Source organism: Arthrobacter sp. 754 (assembly GCF_040548695.1).
Taxonomy (GTDB): Bacteria; Actinomycetota; Actinomycetes; order Actinomycetales; family Micrococcaceae; genus Arthrobacter.
In genome coordinates this window covers 289,105-309,144 of the sequence record NZ_JBEPSC010000005.1, presented here as the reverse complement: position 1 = coordinate 309,144, position 20,040 = coordinate 289,105, and the positions used below count along the sequence as shown (strand labels likewise).

Annotated in this window: 13 protein-coding genes; 10 read left to right on the top strand and 3 right to left on the bottom strand. The window is 66.8% G+C overall.

Translation table 11 applies throughout. The features are described from left to right. The first annotated feature begins 172 nt into the window (after positions 1-172). From ABIA70_RS16140 to ABIA70_RS16105, 8 genes are all read left to right on the top strand, one after another. Positions 173-1,693, top strand: a complete 1,521-nt coding sequence (locus ABIA70_RS16140; RefSeq protein WP_354148577.1) for an ABC transporter substrate-binding protein — start codon at positions 173-175, stop codon at positions 1,691-1,693. Positions 1,694-1,769: 76 nt separating this feature from the next. Next, a complete protein-coding gene (locus ABIA70_RS16135) occupies positions 1,770-2,711 on the top strand; it encodes an ABC transporter permease (RefSeq protein ID WP_354148576.1) in 942 nt (313 codons plus the stop codon). After that, complete coding sequence (locus tag ABIA70_RS16130) at positions 2,708-4,549, top strand: dipeptide/oligopeptide/nickel ABC transporter permease/ATP-binding protein (RefSeq protein WP_354148575.1); 1,842 nt, start codon at positions 2,708-2,710, stop codon at positions 4,547-4,549. The genes ABIA70_RS16135 and ABIA70_RS16130 overlap by 4 nt, the downstream gene beginning before the upstream one ends. Further along, positions 4,546-5,406, top strand: a complete 861-nt coding sequence (locus ABIA70_RS16125) for an ATP-binding cassette domain-containing protein (protein WP_354148574.1) — start codon at positions 4,546-4,548, stop codon at positions 5,404-5,406. The genes ABIA70_RS16130 and ABIA70_RS16125 overlap by 4 nt, the downstream gene beginning before the upstream one ends. 55 nt (positions 5,407-5,461) lie before the next feature. Next, positions 5,462-7,969: a beta-glucosidase family protein gene (locus tag ABIA70_RS16120; RefSeq protein WP_354148573.1), complete on the top strand. Its 2,508-nt coding sequence runs from the start codon at positions 5,462-5,464 to the stop codon at positions 7,967-7,969. Then, positions 7,966-9,495 carry a glycoside hydrolase family 43 protein gene (locus ABIA70_RS16115; protein ID WP_354148572.1) on the top strand — a complete coding sequence of 510 codons (1,530 nt, stop codon included), beginning with the start codon at positions 7,966-7,968 and terminating at the stop codon, positions 9,493-9,495. The genes ABIA70_RS16120 and ABIA70_RS16115 overlap by 4 nt, the downstream gene beginning before the upstream one ends. A gap of 64 nt (positions 9,496-9,559) precedes the next feature. Further along, on the top strand, positions 9,560-12,442 hold the full coding sequence (locus ABIA70_RS16110; protein ID WP_354148571.1) for a family 78 glycoside hydrolase catalytic domain: 2,883 nt from the start codon (positions 9,560-9,562) through the stop codon (positions 12,440-12,442). A gap of 14 nt (positions 12,443-12,456) precedes the next feature. Next, on the top strand, positions 12,457-14,229 hold the full coding sequence (locus tag ABIA70_RS16105; RefSeq protein WP_354148570.1) for a DUF5605 domain-containing protein: 1,773 nt from the start codon (positions 12,457-12,459) through the stop codon (positions 14,227-14,229). A 19-nt stretch (positions 14,230-14,248) separates the two neighbouring features. On the opposite strand, the gene ABIA70_RS16100 is transcribed toward ABIA70_RS16105, so the two are convergent. Further along, on the bottom strand, positions 14,249-14,833 hold the full coding sequence (locus tag ABIA70_RS16100) for a histidine phosphatase family protein (RefSeq protein ID WP_354148569.1): 585 nt from the start codon (positions 14,831-14,833) through the stop codon (positions 14,249-14,251). A 134-nt stretch (positions 14,834-14,967) separates the two neighbouring features. Here ABIA70_RS16100 and ABIA70_RS16095 point away from each other — a divergent pair, with 134 nt between their 5' ends. Next, complete coding sequence (locus ABIA70_RS16095; protein WP_354148568.1) at positions 14,968-16,743, top strand: multicopper oxidase family protein; 1,776 nt, start codon at positions 14,968-14,970, stop codon at positions 16,741-16,743. A gap of 187 nt (positions 16,744-16,930) precedes the next feature. Beyond that, positions 16,931-17,521 (top strand): adenylate kinase, encoded by a 591-nt coding sequence (locus ABIA70_RS16090; RefSeq protein WP_354148705.1) that lies wholly within the window; start codon positions 16,931-16,933, stop codon positions 17,519-17,521. A 23-nt stretch (positions 17,522-17,544) separates the two neighbouring features. Here ABIA70_RS16090 and ABIA70_RS16085 read toward each other — a convergent pair whose 3' ends face one another. Both ABIA70_RS16085 and araA read right to left on the bottom strand, forming a co-directional pair. After that, positions 17,545-18,441: an aldose 1-epimerase family protein gene (locus tag ABIA70_RS16085; RefSeq protein WP_354148567.1), complete on the bottom strand. Its 897-nt coding sequence runs from the start codon at positions 18,439-18,441 to the stop codon at positions 17,545-17,547. Next, positions 18,438-19,958, bottom strand: a complete 1,521-nt coding sequence (gene araA, locus ABIA70_RS16080) for an L-arabinose isomerase (RefSeq protein WP_354148566.1) — start codon at positions 19,956-19,958, stop codon at positions 18,438-18,440. Before araA ends, ABIA70_RS16085 begins: the two co-directional genes overlap by 4 nt. Positions 19,959-20,040: the final 82 nt, after the last annotated feature.

Below are 20,040 nucleotides of genomic sequence, written 5' to 3'. Positions count from 1 at the left end.
AAGCTAAGTTCCGCGTAGCCGCCGTCGATTGGTCAACCGCTGTGCGGAGCGTCACATTTAGGAACGTTTCAAGATCGCCAAGTCAAAACCTATCACCCGCTAGGTTTTCATGTTACGGTCTTTCCCAATGGCAGTCCATGGTGGACGCCACTGACCGCGAAAGGGACCAAAGATGTTCCGATCCAAGCGAATGGCCGCAGTTGTTGCCGCCGTTGCCCTGGGCCTCACCGGCTGCTCAGCCGGCGGAGACGCCTCCGGGGGACAGTCCTCCGAAACCCTCACCCTCGGCGCACTCCTGGCGCCAAAGACCTTTGCAGCCGACCAGTCCGAGTTTGCCAACCTGTCGCCGTTCTACCAGGCCGTATATGACACCCTCATCCGCATGGAGCCGGACGGCACGTTGGTGCCCATGCTCGCCACGGAGTGGAAGTACAACGACGCGAAGACCGTCCTGACCCTGAAGCTGCGGGACGATGTGAAGTTCACTGACGGCACCGCCTTCAACGCCGATGCCGCCAAAGCAAACCTCGAGCGGTTCAAAGCCGGCACCTCCCCGGACGCGCAGTTCCTGGCCGCCCTGCAGAGCGCCAAGGCAGTGGATGCCACCACACTGGAACTCACCCTGTCAGCGCCGGATCCGGCGTTCCTGGGCTACCTCTCCAAGGACGCGTCCTTCATGCAGAGCCCGAAGTCGTTCGCTAACCCGGACATCGCCACCAACCCCGTCGGCTCCGGACCGTACGTCCTGGACACCGCCGCGACGGTGACCGGCACCTCATACACGTACAAGAGCAACCCCGACTACTGGGCAAAGGACCTCCGTCACTACGACAACCTGGTCCTGAACGTCTACGGCGACCCCACGTCACTGCTCAATGCGATCAAGTCCGGCACGCTGGATGCCGCGAACACCATTGACAACAACACGCTCTCGGAAATCGAAGCGGCCGGCTACAAGGTCAACCCGCTCCAGCTGAACTGGTCCGGCCTGCTGATCTTTGACCGTGCCGGCACCACCAACCCGGCACTGAAGGACGTCCGCGTCCGCCAGGCACTGAACTACGCCTTCGACAGCAAGGCAATGCTGGAATCCATCGGCCAGGGCTACGGTGAGCTGACCACCCAGGTGTTCCCGCCGTCGTCGGACGCCTATGACAAGTCCCTGGACTCCCGGTACACCTACGATCCCGCCAAGGCGAAGGCCCTCCTGGCCGAGGCCGGCTACGCCAGCGGGCTGACCCTGGTCCTGCCCTCCGCCACACTCCTGGGCCCCACCATCCCGGCGCTGATCACCCAGCAGCTCAAGGATGTGGGCATCACAGCGCAGTTCACTGACGTCGGCAACAACTTCATTGCCGATCTGCTGGCTCCCAAGTTCGGCGTGAGCTACATGATCCTGGAACAGCAGTCTGACTGGCAGCTGATCAACATGAAGATCGCCCCCAAGGCTCCGTGGAACCCGTACAAGTACGAGGACCCCAAGGTCGATGAACTGATCAACAAGATCCACCTTGGTACTGAGGCCGAGCAGAAGACCGCGGCGAAGGAACTGAACAAGTACATCGTGGAGCAGGCCTGGTTTGCCCCGTGGTACCGCCCGCAGTCCAGCTTCGTGACCGACGCCAAGACCAACGTCGAGGTCCAGACGGGCAACGCCTACCCGTTCCTCTGGTCCTTCACCCCCGCCTCCTAGCGGACAGCTGCCTGGCCGGGCCGCCCAACAGCGGCCCGGCCAGGCAGCCTCAGGAACCCTCCCAAAGGATTTTCGAATGTACCGATTCCTGCTGCGGCGCCTGTTTTCCGGTGTCCTCTTGCTGTTCGTCATCACCACGGTCGCCTACCTGATGCTGTACGCAGGCGGCGGCGACATCGCCCGCCGCATCGTGGGCCCCACCGCCAGCGACGCCCAGGTTGCCCTGAAGGCTCATCAGCTTGGCCTGGACCGCCCGCTCGTGGTCCAGTACTGGGACTGGCTCACCCACGCCCTGACCGGCGATCTTGGCCGGTCCTGGTTCAACGGCCAGCTGGTCAGCGCCGGCGTCAGCAGCCGGCTCTCCGTCACCATCTCCCTGGTACTCGGCGCCACCATCATTGCTGCCGTGATCTCGATCGTCGTGGCCGTCTGGGCAGCCGTCCGCCGCGGCTGGGTTGACCGTGTGGTCCAGTTTGTCGGTGTGCTTGGCTTCGCCATTCCCGGCTTCCTGATCGCCCTCGGCCTGGTATCCCTGTTCGCCCTGAACCTCAAATGGTTCAAGGCCACCGGTTATGTTCCTATTACGACGTCGTTCGGCGGCTGGGCGGCCACCGTCACCTTGCCGATCATCGCGCTGTCCATCGGCTGCATCGCCGCGGTCGTCCAGCAGGTGCGCGGCTCGCTGATCGATGCACTCCGCCAGGACTACGTCCGGACACTCCGGGCCCGCGGCCTCTCCTTCAACCGCGTGGTCTACAAGCACGTCCTGCGCAACGCCGGCGGACCGGCCCTTGCCGTACTCGCCGTGCAGTTCATCGGACTCCTCGGCGGCGCCGTCATCGTGGAACAGATCTTCGCACTGCCCGGCCTCGGGCAGATCACCGTGGCCGCCACCGGCCAGGGCGACATCCCGGTCGTCATGGGAGTCGTCGTCGCCACGGCCGCCATCGTCGTCACCGTCAACCTCATCATCGACCTCGCCCAGGGCTGGCTCAATCCGAAAGTTCGGCTGTCATGATCGAAACACCCCTCGCACTGCCCGTCACGGCAGCCAAGGTTTCCCTTCTCCGCAGGCTCCTGACCCACCCCACCGGTGCGGCATCCCTGCTGGTCCTGTTCCTCGTGGCGCTGGCCTCGATCCTCGCCCCGCTGCTGGCCACCCATGACCCCAGCGCCGCCAACCTCAAGGACGTACTCGCCAAGGCAGGCTCCCAGCACCTTCTGGGCGCCGACAGCGCCGGCCGCGATGTGTTCAGCCGCCTGCTGTTCGCCGGCCAGTTCAGCCTCGCCGGAGCACTCTTGGCCCTGGCCGTCGCACTGGTTCTCGGCGTCACCGCCGGCCTGATCGCCGGGTACTACGGCGGCTGGTTTGACTCGATCTCCTCCTGGCTTACCGGCCTGATGATGGCCCTTCCCGGCATGGTGGTGCTGCTCGCGGCCCGCGCCGTGGTGGGTCCGTCCATGTGGCTGTCCATGATGATCTTCGGCATCCTGCTCTCACCGGCCTTTTTCCGGCTGGTCTATGCCGCCGTGACCGCGGTCCGCAATGAACTGTATGTGGACGCCGCGCGGGTCTCCGGACTCAGCGACGTCCGCATCATCGGCCGGCACATCCTCACGGTGGTCCGCGCCCCTGTCATCATCCAGTCCGCCATGGTCCTGGGGATCGCGATCGCCATCCAGGCCGGCCTGGAGTTCCTGGGCCTGGGCGATCTGAACATCCCCACCTGGGGCAGCATGCTCAACGACGGATTCAGCAACCTCTACAAGTCACCGACCCTGGTCCTGTGGCCTGCCCTCATCATTGGCCTGGTCTGCATCGCCCTGACCCTGCTCGCAAACGCCATGCGCGATGAACTCGAACGCAGCCGCGGCCCGGTGAAGAAGAGCCGCAAAGCCGCGGCAGCCGCCGCAGCAGCCGACGCCGAAGGTGCCGCGGAGAAGCGCGGTGCCGCCGCCGTCGTCCATCCCGAAGAACCGAATAAAAATGCCGGCGAGCTGCTGCTGGAAGTCACCGACCTCGGTGTCGGCTACGACCAGCAGGACGGTTCCACCACCCACGTGGTCAACCACGTGAACCTGACTGTCCGCCGCGGTGAAGTCCACGGCCTGGTGGGGGAGTCCGGGTCCGGGAAGACCCAGACCGCGTTCTCCATCCTCCGGCTCCTGCCCCAGGGCGGCCGTATCACCGGCGGGTCCATCGTCTTCGAAGGCAAGGACCTGGCCAACCTCTCCGAAAAGGAAATGACCAAGGTCCGCGGAAAACGAATCGCCTACATTCCGCAGGAACCCATGTCCAACCTCGACGGCGCCTTCACCATCGGCAGCCAGCTGATGGAACCGATGCAGGTCTGCCTGGGCATTTCCAGGGCCGAAGCCCGCAAACGCGCCCTGGCGCTGCTGGCGAAGGTGGGCATTCCCAACCCGGAACGCACCTTCAATGCCTACCCGCACCAGATCTCCGGCGGCATGGCCCAGCGCGTCCTCATTGCCGGCGCAGTGTCCTGCGAACCTGACCTGCTGATCGCCGACGAACCCACCACCGCCCTGGATGTCACCGTGCAGGCCGAAGTCCTGAACCTGCTCCGCGAGCTCCAGGACGAACTGAACATGGGCGTCATCCTGGTGACCCACAACTTCGGTGTGGTGGCCGATCTCTGCGACCGCGTCTCCGTCATGCAAACCGGCCGCGTGGTGGAAACCGGCCCCGTCCGGGCCATCTTCAAAAACGCCCGGCACCCCTACACCCGCCAGCTGCTGGACGCGATCCTCGAAGACACCGCCCCGCGGGGGCAGTACACCGCCGCCAGGCCCGTCACCGGCGAGCCCGTCGCACTGAAAGGAGTGACGTCATGACCGAGACCCTGCTCGACGTCAAGGACGTCGTCGTCGAATACCCGCTCAAGGGCTTCCGCCGCGAACCGTTCAAGGCCCTCAAGGGCGTCTCCCTGGACATCCGTCCTGGCGAGACCGTGGGCCTGGTGGGTGAATCCGGCTCCGGCAAGACCACCCTGGGCCGCGCTGTGCTCGGACTGGCACCGGTCACCGGCGGCAGCATCAAATACCGCGGCCAGGAAATCTCCAAAGCCAGCCGCGCCCAGCGCAAGGAACTCAGCCACGAGATCCAGGTGGTCTTCCAGGACCCGTACACCTCGCTGAACCCTTCCATGACCATCGAGCAGATCCTCACCGAACCGCTCACCGTCCGCAAAGTCGAACGCCAGGCCGCCAACAAGCGCGTGGCCGACCTCCTGGACCAGGTCCGGCTGCCCCAGGGCGCCGCGCACCGGCTGCCGCGGGAGTTCTCCGGCGGCCAGCGCCAGCGCGTCGCCATCGCACGGGCCCTGGCCCTGGATCCGAAGCTCATTGTCTGCGATGAGCCCGTCTCCGCCCTGGACTTGTCCACCCAGGCAAGGGTCATGGAGCTGTTCGTCGAGATCCAGGAACGCACCGGCGTCGCCTACCTCTTCGTTTCCCACGACCTGGCAGTGGTGCGGCACCTCAGCCACCGTGTCGCCGTGATGTACCACGGCGAGATCGTCGAATGGGGCGACGGCGAACAGGTCACCGGAGCGCCCGAACATCCCTACACCCAGCGGCTCTTCATGGCCGCGCCCATCCCGGATCCCGACCGGCAGGCCAAACACCGGGCCGACAGGCTCCGGCTCCTGGAACTCCAGAACCAGCAGGACCTCCAGGCCGGCGTCGCGTGACGGGCACAGCATGAGCATCGATACTTCCTCCGCACGACCAGCCCAGAAAGACACCATGGAAATCCTCACTACCAACCCCAGCGCCATTGACGAGCGCGCCACTGACCAGCGGCTGGAATCCCTCCTGGCTGAACTGACGCTGGAGGAGAAGGTCCAGCTCCTGACCGGCCGGGACTTCTGGACCACCTGGCCGCTGGAGAAAATCGGCCTGCGCCGCATGCTCTTCTCGGACGGCCCCACCGGTGTCCGCGGCGAGGTGTGGGACGAGCGCGAGCCGTCCATGAATTTCCCGTCGGCCGCCGCGATCAGCTCAAGCTGGGATCCGGCCATCGCTGACCGGCTCGGCGCCGCCTCCGCCGTCGAGGCGCGCCGCAAGGGCGTCGACGTCGTCCTCGGCCCCACCATTAACCTGCACCGTTCCCCGTTAGGAGGCCGGCACTTCGAGGCTTTCAGCGAGGACCCGGTACTCACCGCCGAACTGGCGGCCGCATATGTGTCCGGCGTGCAGCGCAACGGCGTGGGCGCCACCCCGAAGCACTACATCGCCAACGACTCCGAAACGGACCGCTTCACCGTGGACGTGAAGGTGGGCGACCGGCCGCTGCGCGAGCTGTACCTGCTCGCCTTCGAGAAAGCCATCGTCGAATCGAAGGCTTGGCTGGTGATGAGCGCTTACAACTCGATCAACGGCGCCACCGCCACCGAAAACGACCTGCTCGAAACCCCGCTGAACAGCGAATGGGGCTTCGACGGCGTCGTCATCAGCGACTGGACCGCCGTCCGCAGCATCAACTCCGCGAACTCCTCGCAGGATCTGGCCATGCCCGGCCCGGAAGGCCCCTGGGGCGAAGCCCTGGTGGTGGCAGTGAAGTCCGGCCAGGTCCCCGAAGCAGCTATTGACCGCAAGGTGCTGCGGATCCTGCAGCTCGCCGCCCGCGTCGGCGCCCTGGAGGGCTTCGACGCCGTGGCGGCAGAACCCGCGGACGTCGAGGACCCCATCGCGTTCGCCCGCGAAGCCTCCGCTGCGGGCACCGTGATGGTGAAGAACGACGGCGTGCTGCCGCTCGATCCTGCCTCCGTCGCCAGGGTTGCTGTGATCGGCCACAACGCCCGTTACGCCCGGACCCAGGGCGGCGGTTCCGCCACCGTGGTGCCGGAAAAGATCGTCACTCCGCTGGACGGGATCCGCGAAGTGTTCGGATCTGACAAGGTCACCTACAGCGTGGGTGCGGTGGTCCAGGAAGGCATCGCCGAGTTGCCCCTTGAACAGATCACCAACCCGGTTACCGGGACCCCCGGTGTGCGCGTCCGGTTCCTTGACTCCAACGGGCAGGAGCTCTTCGCCGAGGACCGCCGCTCGACGGCCCTGGTCTGGTTCGGCGGGGACGCCCCCATCTCCGCGTCATCCATGGTCCAGTTCCACACCATCTACACCCCTGAAGAGACCGGCCCTGTCCTGCTGGGTTTCTCCACGGTGGGCCATGGCCGCATCTTCGTCGACGGCGTGCTGGCCCGCGAAGCCACCATTGAGGCCACCGGAACCGACCTCGGCGCCGCGTTCCTGGCCCCGCCGTCCGTATCCGTCGCCGTCCAGGCCACCGCGGGTGTCCCTCTGGAGGTCAGGATTGAACTGGACACCGGTGACCGGGAGGGTGCCCTGTCCAACGCACTGGCAGTCACCATTGGTGTGGAAGCGGACGACGCCGACCCCAATGCCCTGATCCGTGACGCCGTGGAGGCCGCCCGCGCAGCCGAAATCGCCGTCGTCGTGGTGGGCACCAACTCACGCGTTGAATCCGAAGGCTACGACCGGACGTCGCTGGAACTGCCCGGCCTGCAGGACCGCCTGGTCCGTGCCGTCGCCGCCGCCAACCCGCGCACCATAGTGATCGTGAACTCGGGCTCACCGGTCCTGCTGCCGTGGCGCGGCGAGGTTGCAGCCACCCTGATCGGCTACTTCGGCGGCCAGGAGTTCGGCAACGCCCTCACCGACATCCTCACCGGCGCCACCGAACCCGGCGGCCGGCTGCCCACCACCTGGCCCGCCACCCAGGAGGACGTGCCCGTCATCAACGTCACCCCCGCCGCGGACGGGACCCTGACGTACGACGAAGGCATCCATATCGGCTACCGTGCCTGGCTCAAAGCCGGCGCCACACCGGCCTACGAATTCGGCTACGGCCTCGGCTACACCAACTGGACCCTGGACACCGTGGACGCTCCCGCCGAAGCCTGGCCCAACGACGTCGTACCCGTGGCCGTTACCCTGACCAACACCGGGGAACGCGCCGGCAAGAACGTGGTGCAGGTCTACGCGGAAAAACAGGGCTCCGCCGTCGACCGCCCGGTCCGCTGGCTCGTCGCCTCAACCCCCGTCTGGGCCGAGCCCGGCGAAACCGTCACAGCTGTCCTGGACGTCCCCACCCGGTTGCTGGCCTACTGGGACAACGGGTGGACCTACGAACCCGGTGACTACAACCTCAGGGTCGGCACCTCGGTCACCGCACTGCCGCTCGAAGCCACGCTGAAGCTGTCAGCAGCAGTCCAGGAAGGTGCGGCATGAGCCAGCACAACGCCAGTAACCTGCCCAACCCGCTGATCCCAGGCTTCAACCCGGACCCCAGCATCGTCAAGGTGGGAAGCGACTACTACCTCGCCACCTCAACGTTCGAATACCTGCCCGGCATCCCCGTCTACCACAGCACCGACCTGGTCACCTGGACCCGGATCGGCCACGTCGTGGACCGGGAAGGGCAGCTGGACTCGCGGGACGTTCCCACCCTCGGCGGCGCCTGGGCACCCACCATCCGCTTCCACGACGGCCTGTTCTACGTGGCGGTCACGGACGCCATGGCACGCGGAACCCTGGTGTTCACGGCCAAGGACCCCGCAGGCCCGTGGAGTGACGGGCTCTCGATCGAGGGCGCCATCGGGATTGACCAGGACCTGGCCTGGGATGACGATGGCACTGCCTACATGACCTACTCCGGCCTGGACACGGTCACCGGCAACATCCACGAGCACGCCGGCATCCTGCAGGTCCGCGTGGACCTCGAGGCAGGCAAGGCCCTGGAGGAACCCCGCAGTGTCTGGTCCGGAACCGGCCTGATGTTCCCCGAAGCGCCGCACCTCTACAAGCGCGGCGAGTACTGGTACCTCATGATCGCCGAGGGCGGGACCGAACGTGGCCACAGCGTCAGCATCGCCCGCGGGACGTCGCCGGCCGGACCGTTCGAAAGCAACCCCGCCAACCCCATCCTGAGCGCCCGCAGCACCGACCGCCCCATCCAGAACACCGGCCACGGCGACCTGGTGGAGACACCGGACGGCGGCTGGGCCATGGTGCTCCTGGGCATGCGCCCCAAGGGCATGACCCGTGCGTTCTCGGCCCTGGGCAGGGAAACCTTCATCACCCCGGTGACCTGGGAGGATGGCTGGCCCGTCGCAGAACCCGTCATCCTGAACCCCCGCGAGGGCGGCACATTTGAGGACGACTTCGCAGAGGCAGAGCTCGACGGCGGCTGGATCGCCGTCCGGCGCTTCCCGGGCGCCTTTGCCTCCACCGAGAAGGTCCCGGGGCACCTCACGCTGACCAGCGACGGCACCAGCCTGGATGACCCGCGTCCGGCGTTCCTTGGCCGCCGCCAGCAGTACCAGGTGGAGACCATCACAGCTCTTGTGGACGCTGGAGGCAGCAGCACTGGCGAGAACGGCGCCGGCGGCCTGGCTGTCCGCTACGACGAGGCCCACCACTACTCCATTGAAACGGACGGAACCACCATCACCGCCCGGGCCAGGATCTCCTCGATCGAGCAGACGTGGACGCAACCGGCGCCCGGCGGCCCGGTGGAACTGCGGATCGAAACCCGCGAACCGAATCCGGACAACGCCATCGGCAGCCTGAGCCCGGACACCATCGCCCTGCAGGCAGTGATCGATGGCGATCCGGTCACCCTGGCCGAGCTCGACGGCCGGTACCTCTCTGCCGAGACGGCCGCGTCCTTCACGGGACGGGTTTCGGGCGTCTTCGCCAGCAACGGCACAGTCACGTTCGACTGGTTCCGCAGCGAAGGCCGCGAACCCCGCTAGCCAGGCCCGGCATCCCACCAGCCCTTCCGCCCGATATGTCGTTCCTCCCTTGGAAAGGTCTTCCGTGACATCCACGTCCCTGACACCGCAGTCAGCCATCCGCCAGCAGACGGCAGTCAGCCGCTTCAGCGCGGAATATCGGACGGACACCCCGTTCGTGGCTGAGCCGCGTCCCCGGCTCAGCTGGGTAACTGCAGCGCAGAGCACCGGCTGGCTTCAGAGGGGAGCCGAACTCCGGCTGACACGCGGCGAAACTGTGGAGTCTGCGGAGCACGCGGGCCCGGAGTCGGTGCTTGTGGAGTGGCCGTTCAGGGCCATCGCGGCAGGCGAGCAGGTGGATGTGGAGGTCCGGGTTTCCGGGAATGACGGCGGCACCACGGATTGGAGCGCACCCCTGACCCTGGTGGGCGGTTTCGTCGACGGGCCATGGCAGGCCGAGGCCATCAGCCTGCCTGCCCGGGCCGGGGAAGAGACACCGCTGGGCCAACCAGGCCAGCTGCGGCACGAGTTCACGGTAGGGGAGGGGCTGGCCAAAGCCACCCTGTTCGCCACCGCCCACGGCGTCTACCAGGCCGAGATCAACGGCTGCGAGGTGGACGACCAGATCCTGAAGCCGGGCTGGACGGCGTACGGGGACCGGTTGAACCATGAGACCACGGACGTCACGGCGCTCCTTGCTCCGGGCGCCAACGCCATCGGCATCTGGCTCGCCGGCGGCTGGTTCACCGAGAAGTACGGCTTCCACGGCTTTGCCAAGCCGTTTTACGGCGAACAGCCCGCGGTCAAGGTCGAGCTGCGCCTGGAATACACCGACGGCACACGGGAAACCGTGGCCAGCGGCCCGGCATGGATGGCTTCCACCGGCGGCCCGCTGGTCTCCAGCGGCATCTATGCCGGCGAAGCCTTCGACGCCCGCAGGGCCGAGGCCGGATGGTCCGAACCCGCCTTCGACGACGCTCATTGGCTCCCCGCGCCCGTCGACGTTAAGGACACCTGGGCAGAGGCCACGCCGGCCATCGCCCCGCCCGTGCGCCGCATCGAGGAGGTGCCCGTCAGGGAAGTCCTGACCACGCCCGCCGGCGCCACGGTGCTGGACTTCGGCCAGAACCTGGTGGGCAGGCTCCGGATCCGGGTTACCGGTGAGGCCGGCCACACGGTCACGCTCCGGCACGCCGAGGTCCTCGAGGACGGCGAACTGTCCCTCCGGCCGCTGCGCCAGGCGGCCGCCACGGACTCCTACACCCTCGCCGGCAGCGGTGAGGAGGAGTGGGAACCCCGTTTCACCTTCCACGGCTTCCGCTACGCCCAGGTGGACAACTGGCCCGGCGGGCTTGACGCGGCGGCGATCACCGCCGTCGTGATCCACAACGACATGCGCCGCACCGGCTGGTTCGAGTGCTCCGATCCGCTGCTGAACCGCCTGCACGAGAACGCGCTCTGGGGGATGCGCGGCAACTTCCTGGCGCTGCCCACCGACTGCCCGCAGCGCGATGAGCGGCTGGGCTGGACCGGCGACATCCAGGTCTTCAGCCCCACCGCCAGCTACCTATACGACTCGCTGGGCTTCCTGGGCTCCTGGCTGCAGGACCTGTCCCTCGAACAGGGACACCGCGACGGCGTGGTCCCCATCATTGTGCCGTCCGTGCTGGGCATGCTCGAATCCCCCGTGGCCGCCTGGGGGGACGCCGCCACCGTGGTCCCGTGGGTGCTGTTTGAGCGCTTCGGGGACACCGGCCTGCTGCGCCGGCAATACAGCAGCATGCGCGACTGGGCGGATGCCCTCCTCAAGGTCAGGGACAGTTCCGGGCTGTGGCAGGGCCAGATGCAGCTGGGCGACTGGCTTGACCCGGCCGCACCGCCGGACAAGCCCGGCGCCGCGCGCACCCACGGTGACATTGTGGCCAGCGCCTACCTGTACAAGTCCCTGGACCTGGTGGCGCAGGCAGCCGCGGTGCTGGGCCACGGCGCCGACCAGGAAAGGTACGCGTCTCTGGCCCAGGAGACCCGGCTCGCGTTCCTGGCCGAGTACGTTACCCCTGCAGGCCGCATGGTTTCGGACGCCCAGACTGCCTACTCGCTCGCCCTCATTTTCGGCATCAGCACCGATCCGCACCAGCGCCAGGCCCTCGGCGACCGGCTGGCCGAGCTCGCCCGGCTGGGCGGCTACCGGATCGCCACGGGCTTTGTGGGCACACCCCTGATCGCCGATGCCCTGACCGTCACCGGCCACCTCGATGCGGCCGAGCGGCTGCTCACCCAGACCGAATGCCCGTCCTGGCTTTACCCGGTCACGCAGGGTGCCACCACCATCTGGGAACGCTGGGATTCCATCCTGGAGGACGGCAGCGTCAACCCCGGCGAAATGACTTCCTTCAACCACTACGCGCTCGGTGCCATTGCGGATTGGATGCACCGCACAGTCGCCGGGCTGGCTCCGGCCGCTCCCGGCTACCGGAAAATCAGCATCGCGCCGCGCCCGCTGGCCAGCCTGGAATACGCTGCCACGTCACATGAAACGCCGTACGGCCTGGCGCGGGTCGCCTGGAAGCGCCTGGAAGACCGGATCCTGGTGGACGCCACAGTGCCGCCGGGCACCACCGCTGTGGTCTCCCTCCCGGACGGTGCACCCGTGTTTGACGTGGGGTCTGGCCAGCACCGCTGGGACGTTCCTGCCGCGGCGGCCGCTGCCGGCCCCGGCGCTCCCTCGCTGCACTCTCCTCTCGCGGACATCATTGATGACCCGGACGCCTATGCCGCTGCCTGGCAGGCCATTGACGCCCAGGACCCCGCCGCCGCGGCAGCCTTCCGTAAAGACACCGTGTGGTACCGGCAGACCAGCCTGGACCAGAGCCTGCTCTTCACGCCGCCCGCGGTCAAGGAGGACATCGCCGCTGCCCTGGCTGCCGTTGCCGAACGCCGCTCCACACCAACTTTTACCAATTCCTGAACCAAGAGGCTTCGATGACAACTTTCACCGCTGAGAGCCCGCTCTACTTTGTGATGGGCCATGCCGAAGGCAACCGCATCCTGAACGAGCGCGTCCCCACACTCACCAACAACCCTCTCCTGCACACCCTGTACTTCCATGAGGTAGGCATGATCCTGGGGACCGAGGATGCCCTCAAGGACAAGCCCGCGGAGGTCGCCGAAATCCTCCGCCTGATCGGCGGGCTCGAACCCGAGGACACCGTGGCGCAGCGGGCCGAGGCGGCCGCCGTCGACGTCCCCGCCCCGTCCGCCGGCTACGAGCCGGAAACGGTGGAGCGCGGCAGCGCCGCACTTTCGCTGCCGGCGACGGCGGCAGTGCACGAACGCTTCGAAGCCACCATCGCCGGTCCCTCGCACGGAAATCCGTTTACCGACGTCGACCTTCAGGCCGTATTCACCGCCCCCTCGGGCAAAACACTCACCGTCCCCGGTTTCTACGACGGCGACGGCTCCTACAAGGTCAGGCTCCTGGTCCCCGAAGAGGGAGACTGGACCTTCACCACCGCCAGCAACGCCCGCTCCCTGGACGGGATCACCGGCACTTTCACGGCCGGCGGGGCCGCACCGGGTGCCAAGGGCCTGGTACGGGTGGCAAACACCTTCCACTTCGCGTACGACGGCGGAACCCCCTACCTGCCCATCGGCACCACTGCCTACGCCTGGACGCACCAGGGTGACGCCCTGGAGAAGCAGACCCTGGACACGCTGGCGGCCGGACCGTTCAACAAGATGCGCATGTGTGTTTTTCCCAAGTCGTACCTGTTCAATGAAAACGAACCGGACCTGTACCCGTTCGAGGGCTCGCTTGCCGGCGGCTTCGACTACGAACGGCCCAACCCGGCCTTCTACCGCCACCTCGAACTGCGCATCAGCCAGCTGGACGAACTCGGCATCGAAGCTGACCTGATCCTGTTCCACGCCTACGACCGCTGGGGGTTCTCCACCATGTCCCCGGGCCAGGACAGCCGCTACCTGAAATACGTGGTGGCCCGGCTGGCGTCACACCGGAACATCTGGTGGTCGCTGGCCAACGAGTACGACCTGCTGTTCCGCAAGACCACCGAGGACTGGGAACGCTTCGCCGGCATCGTCCAGGCCAACGACCCCAGCGGACACCTGCTGTCCATCCACAACTGCCAGGCCTTCTATGACTACAGCCGCCCGTGGATCACGCACAGCAGCATCCAGCGCCAGGATGTCCACAAAACCGCCGAGTTCACGGGGGAGTGGCGGGACCGCTGGCAAAAGCCGGTAGTCATTGACGAGTGCGCCTACGAGGGCAACATCGACCAGGGCTGGGGAAACATCACCGGCGAGGAAATGACCCGGCGGTTCTGGGAAGGCTCCATGCGCGGCGGCTATGTCGGCCACGGCGAAACGTACATGCACTCCAATGACATCCTGTGGTGGTCCAAGGGCGGCGGCTTCCACGGCAGCAGCCCTGAACGCATCGGTTTCCTGCGCCGCATCCAGGAGGAGACTCCCGGCGGCTACCTCGATCCGCTGCCCAGCGCCTGGGATATTCCCACCGCCGGCATCCGGTACGAGTACGAACTGAGCTACTTCGGCTTCAACCAGCCCACGTACCGGAACTTCGTGATGCCGGCCAGGCGGCAGTACCAGGTGGACATCATCGATACCTGGAACATGACTGTGGACACCCTGCCCGGCACGGTGGAGGGACGCTTCCGGGTGGAGCTCCCGGGCCGGCAGTTCATTGCCGTCAGGATCCGCGCCGTCGCCTAACCGTCAGGCCAGCCGACAGTCAGGCCTGCGCCGCGATGGCCACCCGCTCGCCGTTGAAGTATTCGAGATGCCAGCCTTCGTCGGCGTGGTGGTGGGCCAGGTTGAGTGCAGCGTTGTCGACACTTTGCAGGGTCCGGCCGATCGCGCGGCTGAGGCTGACGCGCAGGAGTGTGCCATGGGCGACCACCAGGACCCGGCCGCCACGGAACTCGTCGGCGAGCCCTTCCAGGGCGGCGAGTCCGCGGCTTGCTGCTTCGTCCTCGCTTTCGGCGTCACGGAAACCGCCGGGAACGCGCAGGGCTTCCAGCTCGGGGCCGGCCTGCATGCCCTCCGCGGGGCCGAAACTCCGCTCGGTCAGTTCAGGGATGTGCCGGGCGACGCGCAGGCCCAGCCCCTGGGCAATAAGGTCGGCGGTCTCCGCGGCACGGCTCAGCGGCGAGGACACGATCGCGTCCCATTCGTAACCGGAAAGGACAGCCACCGCCTCCCGCGCCTGGCCACGGCCGACGTCGTTCAGCGGGATGTCAGTGGAACCCTGCAACCGGCGCTGCGCGTTCCAGTCTGTCTGTCCATGGCGGACCAGGGCGAAGGTCGTGAGGGTCATGCCTTCCATTGTGCCCTGCGCGGTGCCAGGTACCGGAATCGGCACTTGCTTAGGTCCAACGGCCCTGCCGGCCGTGGCAGAAGTCTCCTAGCCTGAGCAGGGGGTCATCCAGCTTCGCGGGAAAAGAGAGTGAGATGCCCTTTACACGACGTCAGCTGTTGCAGGCCGGTGCTATGGCCGGAGCGGGCCTGCTGGTACACCCGCAGCAGGCTTCCGCAGCCAGGACAGTCGCGGGACCGGCCGCGGCACCAATGTTCTCCGAGCCACTGCCAACGTTGTCAGAGCTCGGAGTTCTGGACATGAGGGCAGGTGGCGCGGCTGAACTCTGGATGCGCAATGCCCGCCACAGCTTCCATTCCCGGATGGAGCTGACGGACACCTTCGCCTACCAGGATGCCAGCGCTTCGCAGACGTATCTGGGGCCTGTCATCCTCGCCCGGAGGGGAACGCCTTTCACCCTCACCGTGCATAACGACCTGCGTTGGCACCCGCTGGCATCTGCCATCGATCCCGAACTTGCCCCGCCCGGCAGCAACGATGCTGAGTACCCGCGGACGTCCACCCACCTGCACGGCGGCAATACCCGTCCGGGCTCCGATGGCCACCCGGAACTGGTCTTCTACCCTGGCCGCTCCTACACGTACAGCTACGACAACAACCAGGATGCGGCCGGGCTCTGGTACCACGACCATGCTCTGGGCATCACCCGCCTGAACGTCTACGCAGGGCTGGCCGGCGGCTACGTCCTGCGGGACACCCCTGGCACTGGGATAGATACCGGCGACGGAACATACCTTCCGTCGCCGCCCTATGAGGTGCCGCTGGTTATCCAGGACCGGATGTTCAATCCCGACGGTACCTTTGCCTATCCGCCGAATCCGGACCTGACCCTCAGTGACGGCACTGCCCGGCCCTGGGCGCCGGAATTCTTCGGAGATGTTGCCACAGTCAACGGAAAATGCTGGCCGAACCTGGACGTCGCGCGGGGGAAGTACCGCTTCCGTGTCTACAACGGATCGGACGCCAGGTTCTACAATTTCAAGTTTGTCGTGGCGGGAAATGCGCTCGAATTCGTGCAGATAGGGACCGACGGCGGGCTGCTCGATGCCCCCGTCCGGCTCAACAAGCTCGTCCTTGGGCCCGGCGAGCGGGCGGACATAGTGGTTGACTTCGCTGGACTCCCGGCCGGCTCCCGCGTGGTGCTGACAAACAACGCGCGCACGCCCTTCCCGGACGGCCCGGTCGCCGTTCAGCAGGGCGGCATGCCACTTCCGGAGATTATGCAGTTCACTGTGCAAAGCCATTCCGGGTACACCGCACCGTTGCCGGCCCGGCTGCGGGCGGAGCCGCTGACGCGCCTTGCCGCACTGCCCATTGCGGCCACCCGGCCGATGACCATGGTGGAAGTCCTCAACCCGGCCGGTATCCCGGTCATGGCGCTCCTGAACAACCGCAGTTACGCCAGCCCGGAGATCACTGTGGTGCAGGGGGACACCCTCGAACAGTGGGAGCTCACCAACACCACGGAGGATGCCCACCCGATCCACCTGCATTTCACCCAGTTCCAGGTCCTGAACCGCCAGCGTTTCCGGGTTGAGGACTACCTCGGGGAAACCGGCTACATCGATCCTGCCACCGGGCTGGTGACGCCTGGCCGGGGGACCGCCATGCCGGTGGGCCCGTTCCTGATCGGCCGCCCGACGCCGCCTCCGGCCCATGAGCGGGGCTGGAAGGACACCGTTGTTGCCATGCCCGGTGAGGTGACCAGGATCCGCGTCCCGTTCGGGGCGGGCGCCGCCGGGGGTGCTCCATTGGCCATTGGATCCTCTTTCAAGGGCGACTACGTGTGGCACTGCCACATCCTTGAGCACGAGGACAACGACATGATGCAGCGTTATGTCATCGCTTAGCATCTGCCGCTTACTGCACCGGAACTACCGGTAACAGCACGAAAGGGCACCGTACGACGGCGGCGGTCTCCCGGCGTCGTACTCTGCTGTGTGGTGCCGATGCAGCCCGGTCGCAACCTTTGGATCCGTAGCATCGCACCAGGACGACGACGTCTTCTCAGCCAGCAAAGGGACACTAATGACGAGAATGCTGATTATCGGCCCGCCCGGTTCGGGCAAGGGAACACAGGCCGAGCGGATTTCCGAACGCCTCGGCGTGGTGGCAATCTCCACCGGGGATATCTTCCGCGCCAATGTGAAGGGTGGCACGCCCCTGGGCCTGGAGGCCCGCAAATATATGGACAACGGAGACTTCGTGCCGGACAGCGTCACGAACGAAATGGTGCGGAACCGGCTCAGCCAGGACGATGCCAAAAACGGCTTCCTGCTGGACGGCTATCCGCGCACCATCGCACAGGTCGATTACCTCGACGGGATACTCGCCGCCGCGGACCAGGAACTTGGCGTGGTGCTCCAACTGACGGCCGACGACGAGGAACTGGTCTCGCGCCTGCTGGGCCGGGCCCGGGAAACCGGACGGAGTGACGACAACGAGAGCGTCATCCGCCACCGGCTGGATCTCTACCACCAGCAGACGGAGGCCGTGGTGGCCCGGTATGCCAGGCGGGGGATCCTTGCGCAAGTGGACGGCATCGGCGGGATGGACGAGGTCACGGACAGGGTGCTGGGCAGCATCAGCGAACAGGCAGGCGTTTCCCGTCCCCCGGCCGGTTTGTAGCGGGCGCCGTTCTGTCCGGACCCTCACAGGGCAAATATCCGCCAGGATGCCTCATGCGTGGAGCCGGCCTCGAGCCTGACGAGGTCCTGGCCGCTGTTGAAGGCGTTGGGCGGGCAGGTCATGGGTTCCACGGCGAGTCCGAGCCTGCTGGGTTTCGGCGCGGGCTTATCGGCAGTGTGAACCTGCAGCCAGGGACACGCCCTGTCCCATGCCATGCCCACGCCTGTACCGCCCGGGTCCCTGACATGGAGCCGGGCGCATCCCGCGGCGTCGAAGGCGAGGCCGGTAAACGCGTGGTCAATCTCCGTAGACCCGATTCTGCGGGGTTCGCGGAAATCGAACACATGGTTCTCCACCGGGCGCAGCCCCACCGGCAGCAGCCTGTCCGGGGTCACGTCCAGGTAATGGCTGGCCGAAAAATCGAGGGTCCACTCGTCAAGCGGGGCCGGTCCTGCGACCAGGTAGGGGTGGGGGCAGACTCCGTACGGCGCTGTTGTGGTCCCGGTGTTGCTCGCCGTGACCTTTGTGTGCAGGCCGTCACCATCGAGGTGGTATTCGGCGGAAAGTGCAAGCCGGAACGGATAACCAGGGGCCGGTCCCACGGAGCAGGTGAGAACCATGGATGACCCGTCATGCGCTTCGACAGTCCAGTCCTCGGCAAAAGCGAGTCCATGGAGGGCGCAGCCGCGCTCGGGCTCGTTGACGGGGAGTTGGTGCTCCGCGCCCTCGAAGGGGTACCTGCCGTCCTCTATGCGGTTGGGCCAGGGGGCTGCGAGAATGCCGCGGTAGTCCGGAATGGGGCCGCCTGCGGGGAACGGCACGATCAGGTCCCGTTCCCCGTGGCGCAGCTGCCGGAGGGCAGCTCCCCGGTCAGTCACAACTGCCGAGTACGCGCCTTCCCGGAGCGTGTACTCGTTCACAGCCCGCCGGCGAGTTTGTAGTAGGCGGCGTTCCAGTTCAGGTCCTTCTTGAACTGGCGGATGGTGGTGCCCTCGTCGATGGCCAGGAGCTCCGTTTTGGCGATCTCGGCGAAGTCCTCGAAAACGTCCATGCCGACGGCGGTGCTCAGCACGGTGTGGTGGGCGGCGCCGGCGGTCAGCCAGGCGGCGGCCGAGGTCGCGAAGTCGGGCTTCGGCTGCCACAGGGCGCGGGCTACCGGAAGGTTGGGCAGCGGCTGGTCCAGCGGCACCACCTCTACGGCGTTGGCCACGAGCCGGAAGCGGTCCCGCATGTCCGACAGGGCCACCACCACGCCCGGGGAGGCGTCGGCGTCGAACACCAGGCGGACGGGGTCTTCCCGGCCGCCGATGCCCAGCGGGTGGATTTCCAGGCTCGGTTTCCCGGCCGTCAGGGACGGGCAGACCTCCAGCATGTGGGCGCCCAGGATTTTCTCGGCGCCGGGCGCCAGGTGGTACGTGTAGTCCTCCATAAGGGACGCGCCACCGGGCAGGCCGGCGCCCATCACTTTGGCGGCCCGGACCAGGATCGCGGTCTTCCAGTCGCCCTCGGCGCCGAAGCCGTAGCCGTCGGCCATGAGCCGCTGGACCGCGAGTCCGGGGAGCTGCCGGAGCGCGCCGAGGTCCTCGAAGGACGTGGTGAATGCGGCCGAGCCGTTGGCTTCCAGGAAGCTGCGCAGGCCAAGCTCGATGCGGGCCCCGTAGCGGAGGGAGTCGTGCCGGGCCGCGCCGGCGCGGAGCTCCGGAACCACGTCGTAAAGCTCCTCGTACTCCGCAACCAGGGTGTCGACGTCGGCCTCCGGGGCGCCGTGAACGGCGTCGGCGAGCTCGTTGACGGACCAGGTGTTGACGGAGACACCGAAGCGGAGCTCGGCTTCGGTCTTGTCGCCTTCGGTGACTGCAACGTTGCGCATGTTGTCGCCGAACCGGGTCAGCTTGAGGGTGCGGACGGCGGCCCAGCCGGCGGCGGCGCGCTGCCAGACGCCCACCTGGCGGGCCACTTCCGGGTTGGAGACGTGCCCCACCACGGTTTTGCGGGCAATGCCGAGGCGGGACTGGATGTAGCCGAATTCACGGTCGCCGTGGGCGGCCTGGTTCAGGTTCATGAAGTCGAAGTCGATGTCAGCCCACGGCAGCTCCACGTTCGCCTGCGTGTGCAGGTGCAGGAGCGGCTTGCGCAGCAGGTCCAGGCCCTGGATCCACATCTTGGCGGGGGAGAAGGTGTGCATCCAGGCGGTGACGCCGATGACGGAGTCGTCCGAGTTGGCTTCAAGTGCGGTGCGGCGGATGGCGTCGGAGTCGGTCAGGACGGGCTTCCAGACGATCCTGACCGGAACGGCCGAGGAGGCGTTGAGCTGGTTGGCGATCTCCTGGGACTGGGCGGCCACCTGCTTGAGGACGTCCTCGCCGTACAAGTGCTGGCTGCCGGTGAGGAACCAGACCTCGTAGCCGTCAAGGGAAGTGTTTGCTGCGGTGCTCATGGGTTCTCCTGCGAAAGTAAGTTCGGGTGGGCTGGCGCCGGGGTGCCGGCCGGATGGCTGGGCCGGTTGGCCGGGCCGCATG